Raw genomic sequence first — 8,821 nt, forward strand, 5'->3', positions numbered from 1 at the left:
GCCCCAGTGTGCCCCCCGGGGAGGGTCTTTCTGCCGCCCGGGCCCTTGTGCGCACGGGCCCGGGCGGCGGTGCGGGAGAGTGGTCAGGTCAGGTACTGACAGGTGTCGCGGCGCAGGAACGTGCCGTGGCCGGCCCGGCCGAGCCAGGTTTCGCCGTCCAGCACGACGGTGCCGCGTGAGAGCACGGTGCGGGCGCGGCCGGCGAGTTGGCGGCCCTCGTACGCCGAGTAGTCGACGTTCATGTGGTGCGTGGCGGCGGAGACGGTCTGCACGGCGGTGGGGTCGTAGACGACGAGGTCGGCGTCGGCGCCGGGCGCGATGGTGCCCTTGCGCGGGTGCAGCCCGAACATCCGGGCGGGCGTGGTGCAGGCGATCTCGATCCAGCGCCGACGGGTGATGTGCCCGTCCACGACGGCCTGGTGGAGCAGGTCCATCCGGTTCTCCACGCCGGGCAGGCCGTTGGGGATCTTCGAGAAGTCGCCGCGGCCGAGTTCCTTCTGCCCGGTGAAGCAGAACGGGCAGTGGTCGGTGGAGACCACCTGGAGGTCGTTGGCGCGCAGTCCGCGCCAGAGCGCCTCCTGGTGCTCGCGCGGCCGAAGCGGCGTGCTGCACACGTACTTGGCGCCCTCGAAGCCGTCGGCACCGGTCTCGGCGAGGTTGTCGGTGGAGAGGAACAGGTACTGCGGGCAGGTCTCGCCGAAGACGTTGAGCCCGGCGTCGCGGGCCTGGACGAGCTCGGCGAGGGCGGCCGCCGCGGAGACGTGGACGACGTAGAGCGGGCTGCCGGCGACCTGGGCGAGCTTGATGGCCCGGTGGGTAGCCTCGGCCTCCAGGAGTTCGCGGCGGACCTCGCCGTGGTAGCGGGGTGCGGTGTGTCCGGCGGCGAGGGCCTGTTCGACCAGGACGTCGATGGCGATGCCGTTCTCGGCGTGCATCATGGTCAGCCCGCCGTTGACCGCGCCGCGCTGCATGGCGCGCAGGATGCGGCCGTCGTCGCTGTAGAAGACGCCGGGGTAGGCCATGAAGAGCTTGAAGGAGGTGGACTCGCCGGAGTCGACGAGGGCGTCCATCTCCTTGAGGACGCTCTCGTTGACGTCGGAGACGATGGTGTGGAAGGCGTAGTCGACGGCGCAGTTGCCGTCGGCCTTGGCGTGCCAGGTGTCCAGGCCCTCGCGCAGCGAGCCGCCGACGGACTGCACGGCGAAGTCGACGATGGTGGTGGTGCCGCCCCAGGCGGCGGCCCGGGTGCCGGTCTCGAAGGTGTCGGAGGCCGAGGTGCCGCCGAAGGGCAGTTCCATGTGGGTGTGGGCGTCGACGCCGCCCGGGATGACGTAGTGGCCGGTGGCGTCGATGACGGTGTCGGCGCTCCAGGCCTCGGCGGCGGAGCTGCCGGTGGCGGCGAGGGCGGCGATGCGTTCGCCCTCGATGAGGACGTCGGCGTGGAGTTCGTCGGCGGCGGTGATGACGAGGCCGCCGCGGACGATGGTGCGCTGGTGCGGGTCGCGGGTGGTCATCGCGCTGCTCCTCAGGCCTCGGCGAGCGGTCCGTAGGCGTCGGGGCGGCGGTCGCGGTAGAACGCCCACTGCTGGCGGACCTGTTCGATCAGGCCGAGGTCGAGGTCGCGGACGACGAGCTCCTCCTCCTTGTCGGAGGCGACGTCGCCGACGAACTGGCCGCGCGGGTCGACGAAGTAGGAGGTGCCGTAGAAGTCGTTGTCGCCGTACTCCTCGGTGCCGACGCGGTTGATGGCGGCGACGAAGTACTCGTTGGCGACGGCGGCGGCGGGCTGTTCCAGCTGCCAGAGGTAGGCGGAGAGGCCTCGGCTGGTGGCGGAGGGGTTGTAGACGATCTGCGCTCCGGCCAGGCCCAGGGCGCGCCAGCCCTCGGGGAAGTGGCGGTCGTAGCAGATGTAGACGCCGACCTTGCCGACGGCGGTGTCGAAGACGGGCCAGCCGAGGTTGCCGGGCTTGAAGTAGTACTTCTCCCAGAAGCCCTTGACCTGCGGGATGTGGTGCTTTCGGTACTTGCCGAGATAGCTGCCGTCGGCGTCGATGACGGCGGCGGTGTTGTAGTAGACCCCGGCCTGTTCCTCCTCGTAGACCGGGACGACGATCACCAGGCCGAGTTCACGGGCGAGGTCCTGCATCCGGCGGACGGTGGGGCCGTCGGGGACGGCTTCGGCCCAGCGGTAGTGCTCGGCTTCCTGGACCTGACAGAAGTACGGGGCGTTGAAGACCTCCTGGAAGCCGATGATCTTCGCGCCCTGGGCGGCGGCCTCGCGGGCGTACCGCTCGTGAAGGGCGATCATGCTCTCCTGGTCGCCGGTCCAGCGGGTCTGGACGAGCGCGGCACGGACGATCTGCGACATGGATACCTCCGCAACTCCGCTGCCCGGCCATGGGGTCGGGCCTGCGGTCTGAGGGTTGACGGGGCGGGCGGGTCTCGTCTGCGGACCGCCGGGGATCCGCAGGGGTCTACGTGCGTAGAAAGCGGTCTGTAGACCGTAGGCCGGGCCTCGGTGGCCTGACAATACGTTGGCGGTAACGCATCTGGGGCGATCTCGTGACGCGGACACGCGGAGGGGCCTGGATGGGATGAAACGATCATTTACCCCGCAAGTGGGGTCCTTACGCATGCGAGTGCCGTTCGGCGGTTCCGGTCCAGAACGGCTCGACGGCCGGTCGGCCGGGGGTGGAGCAGCGGGGCGGCCGGTGGCGGCCGGCCCCATCCGGCTTGACTTCGTCCGGTTGGCTCGGGAAGGATCCGGCGCATGGACACCGGCACCACTCTGGTCTGCCGCCTGCACGTCGATCTGCGACGCCAGGCGAGTTCCATCTGTGCCTGTTGACCCTGGCTCTCCCCGCCGCCCCCGCCCTGTGACGTCTGCCAGGGCCCGCGCCGCGCACCCGCACCCCGAGTTCTGATTCCCGCCCCGCCCGGCGCACCCGCGCGTGCCGTGCCGCTCCGTCGGCCCGTGCCCTCGCCCGCCGCCGGACCAGGGCGCACCCCGCCGACGTTCCCGCTGCACCCGAGGACGCCCCCATGAGCCTGAACCTCGCCCCCGACGAACCCGCTGCCGCCCAAGCCCCGACCCCGGCAGCGACAGCGGCACCAGCACTGGCATCGGCACTGGCCAGAACATCCAGGGCCACCGCCACCGCCACCGAGGAGGCCGGCGCGCCGCTCACCCCGAGCGCCCTGCGCGCCGTCGTCCGAGAACTGGCCGAACAGCCCGACCAGTGGATCCACCTCGTCCGGCTCTCCACCGAGGAGCGCTGGTACCAGCGACTGGTGGCCGACGACGACCACGAGGTGTGGCTGATCAGCTGGCTGCCCGGCCAGTCCACCGGCTTCCACGACCACGGCGGCTCGCGCGGCGCGTTCGCCGTCGCCCTCGGTGAGCTGGAGGAGCTGTCCCTCGGCGGGCCGGAGCAGGGCCTGCTGATCCGCCGGGTCCCGGCCGGCACCGCCCGCGCCTTCGGCCCCGAGTACGTGCACGACGTGCGCAACACCGCGTCCGGCCCGGCCGTGACCCTGCACGCCTACTCGCCCCCGCTGGGCTCGATGGCGCACTACGACCTGCGGGCCGGCGGGCTCGTCCGCACCTCGGAGGAAGGACCGGAGCAATGGTGACCACGATCGACGACCTGGTGGAGCGGGCCCGCGAGGGCGTCCACCGTCCGCGCGCCCGGGAGGCGTACCAGTCGCAGCTGGACGGCGCGCTGCTGGTGGACATCCGTCCGGCGGCGCAGCGGGCGGCGGAGGGGGAGATCCCCGGCTCGCTGATCATCGAGCGCAACGTCCTGGAGTGGCGGCTGGACCCGACGGGCAGTCACCGGATCCCCGAGGCGTCGGGTTACGACGTCGAGGTGATCGTGGTCTGCTCGGAGGGGTACGCCTCCAGCCTGGCGGCGGCCTCGCTGCGCGAGCTGGGGCTGCACCGGGCGACCGATCTGGACGGCGGCTTCGTCGGCTGGGCGGCCTCCGGGCTGCCGACGCGCCGGGGCGGCTGAGAGCCTGGAGGGCTGGGGCGCTCGGCGGCTGACGGGCTGATCGTCCGGGGCGCGAGCCCTCGACCTGCCGTCAGGGTGTCCGCGTCCCGCCCCTCTGACCTGCCGAAACGTCGGGCGCCCGGTCGGCCCCGGCCGTCCGGCGGCGGGGTCTGGGCCCCGTGCCGGGTGGTAAGTGAGAGACAGGAGATGATGCAGGTCATAGTCTGATCAGAGTTTCCGCCGGTCCGAAGCTGGGCAGCCACGCGGGCGGAAGAACGCCCGGGCGGTCGATCCGACAGACGCCGTCACGGCAGCGGCCGGTACGGCCCACGCCGTCGCCGCTTGTCGACAAACCGCCATCAACCGTACGACCGAAACAGGCGCCGCCTCCCCGGGGCGCCCTGACGAGGAAACTCCCCGTGATCAGATTCGAGGGCGCCGGCAAGCGCCACCCCGATGGCACCATCGCCGTCGAGGGCCTGGACCTGGACGTCCCGACCGGTCGGATAACCGTCCTGGTCGGACCGTCCGGGTGTGGCAAGACCACCCTGCTGCGCATGGTCAACCGGATGGTCGAGCCGACCTCGGGCCGGGTGCTGCTGGACGACACGGACGTCGCCGAACTGGAGCCCGCCAAGCTGCGCCGTGGCATCGGCTACGTGATCCAGCAGGCCGGCCTCTTCCCGCACCGCAAGGTGATCGACAACGTCGCCACCGTGCCCTACCTGCTCGGCTGGGACCGCAAGAAGGCCCGCGCCCGGGCCGCCGAACTGCTCGAACTGGTCGGGCTCGCGCCCGAGACCGGCAAGCGGTACCCGTTCCAGCTGTCCGGCGGCCAGCAGCAGCGGGTGGGCGTGGCCCGCGCCCTCGCGGCCGACCCGCCGGTGCTGCTGATGGACGAGCCGTTCAGCGCCGTCGACCCGGTGGTGCGCGCCGGACTCCAGGAGGAACTGCTGCGGCTCCAGTCCGAGCTGCACAAGACGGTGCTGTTCGTCACCCACGACATCGAGGAGGCCGTCCGGCTCGGCGACCAGGTGGTGGTCCTGCGCGAACACGGCCGGATCGCCCAGCTCGCCGACCCGCACACCCTGCTCACCACCCCCGCGGACGACGGCGTGGCCGCCTTCCTCGGCCGCGACCGGGGCCTGCGCGGCCTCGCCCTGCGCCCCGCGACCACCGTCGCCGTCCGCCCGGTGGCCGACGGGCTGCGCTACGGCGGCTGGGAGCTGACGCTGGACGACGAGCGCCGCCCGATCGGCTGGATCGACCGCGACGCCGCCACCGCCGAACTGCACCCGGTCTCCGGCTACCGGCCGGACACCGACACCCTGCGCACCGCGCTGGACGCCGCCGTCCTCTCCCCCGCCGGGGCCGCCGTGGCCCTGGACGCCGACGGGCGGGCCACCGGCACCGCGAGCCGCGAGGCCGTCCTCGCCGCGCTGTCCACCCCCGTGGCCACTCCCATGGCCATCGCGGTGGCGGACGCGGCGGCCGGCGCGGCGGCCCGTGGCGCTGTGGACGGGGCGGGCGGTGCGGCAGCCGGCACGGCGGCCGGCACGGCGGCCGGCACGGCGGCCGGCACGGCGGCCGGCACGGCGGCCGGTGACCTCACGGACGGGGCGGCCGGTGGACGGTGAACCGATCGTCCGCTGGTACTGGATCGGCGACCACCTCGGCTACCTCGGCGGCCTGCTCGCCGACCACGCCGTGATCGCCCTGCTCCCGGTGCTCATCGGCCTGCTGCTGGCCGTCCCGCTGGGCCTGGCCTGCACCCGCTTCCCCCGGCTGTACCAACCGCTGTCCGCCGTCTTCAACGTCGTCTACGCGCTGCCCTCGCTGGCCGTGTTCGTGGTGCTCATCCCCTACACCGGCCTCGCCACCCAGGCCACGGTGATGATCCCGCTCACCTTCTACGCGCTCGCCGTGCTGCTGCCGACCACCGTGGACGGCCTGCGCGCCGTCCCGGACCCGGTCCGGCAGGCCGCCACCGCGATGGGGTACGGGCCGTGGCACCGGCTGACCTCCGTCGAGCTGCCCGCCGCCGTGCCGTACCTGATCGCCGGACTGCGGGTCGCGGCGGTGTCCAGCATCTCGCTGGCCAGCGTCGGCGCGCTGATCGGGCGCGGCGGGCTCGGCTACCTGTTCATCGACGGCTTCCAGCGCACCTTCCCGACCCCGATCGTGGCCGGCATCGCGCTGATCGCCGTCCTCGCGCTGGCCGTCGACCTGCTGCTGGTGGGCGCCCGCCGGCTGCTCGCGCCCTGGGCCGTCCGGGAGAAGGGAGCCGGTTCGTGAACTGGCTGAACTGGCTGGGCGACTTCTTCTCCGCCCCCGACCACCGCAGCGGCCCGGACTCGATCGTGCACCGGATCACCGAGCACCTGGTGCTCTCCGGCGAGGCCCTGCTGTTCGCGGCGCTGCTCGCCGTGCCGCTCGGGCTGCTGATCGGCTACACCGGGCGCGGCGTCACGCTCGTGACCGCCTTCGCCGGTGCCACCCGCGCCCTGCCGACGCTCGGCCTGGTGACGCTGGCGGTGCTGCTCGCCGGGGTCGGCGACACGGCCGTGCTGATCCCGCTGGTCGCGCTCGCCGCGCCGCCGCTGCTGGTGGCCGCCGTCGAGGGGGTGCGCGGCACCGACCCGGACGTCCGGGACGCGGCGCGCGGCATCGGGCTGACCCACCCGCAGGTGCTGTGGCAGGTCTGCCTGCCGTCCGGGGCGCCGACCCTGCTGGCGGGCTTTCGCACCGCGACCGTCCAGGTGATCGCGACCGCCACCGTGGCCGCTTACGTCGGACTGGGCGGCCTCGGCCGCTACGTCATCGACGGGCTGGCCACCCGCAAGTACGCCGTCACCGTCGGCGGCGCGCTGCTGGTGGTGCTGCTCGCGGTCGGCGCCCAGCTGTTCTTCGCCCTGCTCGCCCGGTACGCGCTCCCGCCCGGGATGCGCGCCCAGCGCCGGGCCCGCTGAACCTCGTTCCCCATCCTCTCCGGAAGGACATCTGTCACCATGTCGACAAACCACGGAAGCAGGCGCGCCGTCGTCCTCGGCACGCTCGCCGCGCTCGCCCTCGGCGCCACCGCCTGCGGCTCCTCCGGCGGCGGCGACCCGCTCGGCGGCGGCTCCGCGACGGGCTCCCCCGCCGCCTCGGGCGCGGGCGCCGGCTCGACGGTGGTCGTCGGCTCGGCGAACTTCCCGGAGAACGTGCTGCTCGGCTCGATCTACTCGCAGGCCCTCAAGGCCAAGGGCGTCAAGGTCGAGGAGAAGTTCAACATCGGCAGCCGCGAGGTGCTCTACGGGCAGCTCCAGAGCGGCAGCCTGAGCGTCCTGCCCGAGTACAACGGCTCGCTGCTCGCCTACCTGGACGCCAAGTCCACCGCCGCCACCACCGAGGAGGTGAACGCGGCGCTGACCAAGACGCTGCCCGCCGCGCTGGGGATCCTCGACTCCTCCCCCGCCGAGGACAAGGACTCGCTCAGCGTCACCCAGGAGAACGCCGACAAGTACGGCCTCAAGAGCATCGCCGACCTGGCCGCCAAGGCGGGCGAGTTCACGATAGGCGGTCCGCCGGAGTTCAAGTCCCGCCGCGAGCAGCAGCTCAAGGACGTCTACGGGCTGAACTTCAAGGAGTGGAAGCCCACCGGCGACGCCACCGCGAACGCGCTCAAGGACGGCACCATCCAGGTCGGCAACGTGTTCACCACCGACCCGAAGATCCCCCAGCTGAAGCTCGTCCCGCTGACCGACCCGAAGAACCTCTTCGGCGCGCAGAACGTCACCCCGCTGGTCAACAAGGCAGGCGTGAACCCCACCGCGACGGCGGCCCTCAACGCGGTGTCGGCCAAGCTCGACACGGCGGGGCTGACGGCGCTGATGAAGCGCGTCGCGATCGACAAGGACGACCCATCGGCGGTGGCCAAGGACTGGCTGAAGGCCAACGGCCTCGGCTGACCACGCCTCGGCGGGCGCCTTGCGCGCCCTGCGGACGCGGCGGGCCGGCGGCCCGGGAGGTCCCCCTCCCGGGCCGTCCGCGCTCGCGGGAGGATCTTCCCTTCGACGCCGCGGACATGACAGTGTGACGCCATGCGCACTCGTCTCCTCGCCGCCACCCTCACGGCATTCGCCGCGGTGAGCCTCGCTGCCTGCTCCAGCTCCGGACCGGGCCCCCACCCGGCCACCGCCGCGGCCGGCTCCCCCACCGCCCCGGCCGCCGCCTCGGCCCCCGCCCCCGGCACCGCCTCGACGCCGCCGACGCCCGAGTCGCCCTCGGCCTCCGCGCCCGACCCGGCCGCCTCCCCCTCGACGCCCGCGGCCCCCTCGGCGCCCGCACCCGACAACCCCTCGGCCCCCGCACCTGACGCAGGCTCCCCCGGAGCCCCCGCCCCGGCCAAGCCCACGCCCCCCAGCGACGCCGGCCTGCCCGGCAAGCCGGGCACCGACCTGACCGGCAAGCTGGTCGCCGCGCTGGACGCGATCGACCCGGCAATCGTCGGCGGCAAGCCGGACCAGGCCGTGGACCGGGCCCGCAACCAGTGCCAGGCGCTGTTCCAGTTCCCCAAGGACAAGTCGAAGCTGGTCGAGCTGGCCAACCAGCGCTTCACCTCGCCCGACCACCCGCAGGGCTTCGGACCGGACACCGCCGCGAAGATCAACGACGCGCTGCGGACCACCCTCTGCCCGCCGCCGGCGTGACCCGGAACGGCCACCCGAACCGCCCGGTGTCCTGAGCACCGGGCCGGGGGGGGGGGGGGGGGGGGAGGGCCGAAGGGGTAGGGAGCGAAGATCCCTCCTTTCCTACTTCTCTCTTTTTGCTCTTTCCTCCCTCCCCCC

General features: G+C 73.1%; 10 protein-coding genes. 8 read left to right on the forward strand and 2 right to left on the reverse strand.

The window, feature by feature from the left end; translation table 11 throughout:
- Positions 1–83: 83 nt before the first annotated feature.
- Together hydA and ACFVX9_RS05585 are read right to left on the reverse strand one after the other, a co-directional pair.
- On the reverse strand, positions 84–1,514 hold the full coding sequence (gene hydA / locus ACFVX9_RS05580) for a dihydropyrimidinase (RefSeq protein WP_387980528.1): 1,431 nt from the start codon (positions 1,512–1,514) through the stop codon (positions 84–86).
- Positions 1,515–1,525: 11 nt separating this feature from the next.
- Positions 1,526–2,368 carry a nitrilase-related carbon-nitrogen hydrolase gene (locus tag ACFVX9_RS05585; protein WP_063349907.1) on the reverse strand — a complete coding sequence of 281 codons (843 nt, stop codon included), beginning with the start codon at positions 2,366–2,368 and terminating at the stop codon, positions 1,526–1,528.
- 402 nt (positions 2,369–2,770) lie between these two features.
- Here ACFVX9_RS05585 and ACFVX9_RS05590 point away from each other — a divergent pair, with 402 nt between their 5' ends.
- The 8 genes from ACFVX9_RS05590 (at position 2,771) to ACFVX9_RS05625 (ending at position 8,683) form a co-directional block, all read left to right on the forward strand.
- On the forward strand, positions 2,771–2,848 hold the full coding sequence (locus ACFVX9_RS05590) for a putative leader peptide (protein WP_106981192.1): 78 nt from the start codon (positions 2,771–2,773) through the stop codon (positions 2,846–2,848).
- A 194-nt stretch (positions 2,849–3,042) separates the two neighbouring features.
- Positions 3,043–3,633, forward strand: coding sequence for a cysteine dioxygenase (locus ACFVX9_RS05595; RefSeq protein WP_387980530.1), 591 nt, complete (start codon positions 3,043–3,045; stop codon positions 3,631–3,633).
- The gene (locus tag ACFVX9_RS05600) at positions 3,627–4,013 is read left to right on the forward strand and encodes a rhodanese-like domain-containing protein (RefSeq protein ID WP_063349906.1); all 387 of its coding nucleotides are present in this window, start codon (positions 3,627–3,629) and stop codon (positions 4,011–4,013) included. The genes ACFVX9_RS05595 and ACFVX9_RS05600 overlap by 7 nt, the downstream gene beginning before the upstream one ends.
- A gap of 398 nt (positions 4,014–4,411) precedes the next feature.
- Complete coding sequence (locus tag ACFVX9_RS05605; RefSeq protein ID WP_387980532.1) at positions 4,412–5,629, forward strand: ABC transporter ATP-binding protein; 1,218 nt, start codon at positions 4,412–4,414, stop codon at positions 5,627–5,629.
- The gene (locus ACFVX9_RS05610; RefSeq protein WP_063351516.1) at positions 5,619–6,287 is read left to right on the forward strand and encodes an ABC transporter permease; all 669 of its coding nucleotides are present in this window, start codon (positions 5,619–5,621) and stop codon (positions 6,285–6,287) included. Before ACFVX9_RS05605 ends, ACFVX9_RS05610 begins: the two co-directional genes overlap by 11 nt.
- The gene (locus ACFVX9_RS05615; RefSeq protein WP_063349905.1) at positions 6,284–6,961 is read left to right on the forward strand and encodes an ABC transporter permease; all 678 of its coding nucleotides are present in this window, start codon (positions 6,284–6,286) and stop codon (positions 6,959–6,961) included. Before ACFVX9_RS05610 ends, ACFVX9_RS05615 begins: the two co-directional genes overlap by 4 nt.
- Before the next feature lie 39 nt (positions 6,962–7,000).
- On the forward strand, positions 7,001–7,942 hold the full coding sequence (locus tag ACFVX9_RS05620; RefSeq protein ID WP_063349904.1) for an ABC transporter substrate-binding protein: 942 nt from the start codon (positions 7,001–7,003) through the stop codon (positions 7,940–7,942).
- A 132-nt stretch (positions 7,943–8,074) separates the two neighbouring features.
- Complete coding sequence (locus ACFVX9_RS05625) at positions 8,075–8,683, forward strand: hypothetical protein (protein ID WP_387980535.1); 609 nt, start codon at positions 8,075–8,077, stop codon at positions 8,681–8,683.
- Positions 8,684–8,821 lie beyond the last annotated feature (138 nt).

This window comes from Kitasatospora sp. NPDC058243 (assembly GCF_042882025.1).
In the GTDB taxonomy this organism is placed as follows: domain Bacteria; phylum Actinomycetota; class Actinomycetes; order Streptomycetales; family Streptomycetaceae; genus Kitasatospora.

Excerpts from the sequence above, each read along its gene's own strand:
- hydA (WP_387980528.1), bottom strand. The coding sequence starts at position 1,514 with ATGACCACCCGCGACCCGCACCAGCGCACCATCGTCCGCGGCGGCCTC.
- ACFVX9_RS05585 (WP_063349907.1), bottom strand. The coding sequence starts at position 2,368 with ATGTCGCAGATCGTCCGTGCCGCGCTCGTCCAGACCCGCTGGACCGGC.
- ACFVX9_RS05590 (WP_106981192.1), top strand. The coding sequence starts at position 2,771 with ATGGACACCGGCACCACTCTGGTCTGCCGCCTGCACGTCGATCTGCGA.
- ACFVX9_RS05595 (WP_387980530.1), top strand. The coding sequence starts at position 3,043 with ATGAGCCTGAACCTCGCCCCCGACGAACCCGCTGCCGCCCAAGCCCCG.
- ACFVX9_RS05600 (WP_063349906.1), top strand. The coding sequence starts at position 3,627 with ATGGTGACCACGATCGACGACCTGGTGGAGCGGGCCCGCGAGGGCGTC.
- ACFVX9_RS05620 (WP_063349904.1), top strand. The coding sequence starts at position 7,001 with ATGTCGACAAACCACGGAAGCAGGCGCGCCGTCGTCCTCGGCACGCTC.
- ACFVX9_RS05625 (WP_387980535.1), top strand. The coding sequence starts at position 8,075 with ATGCGCACTCGTCTCCTCGCCGCCACCCTCACGGCATTCGCCGCGGTG.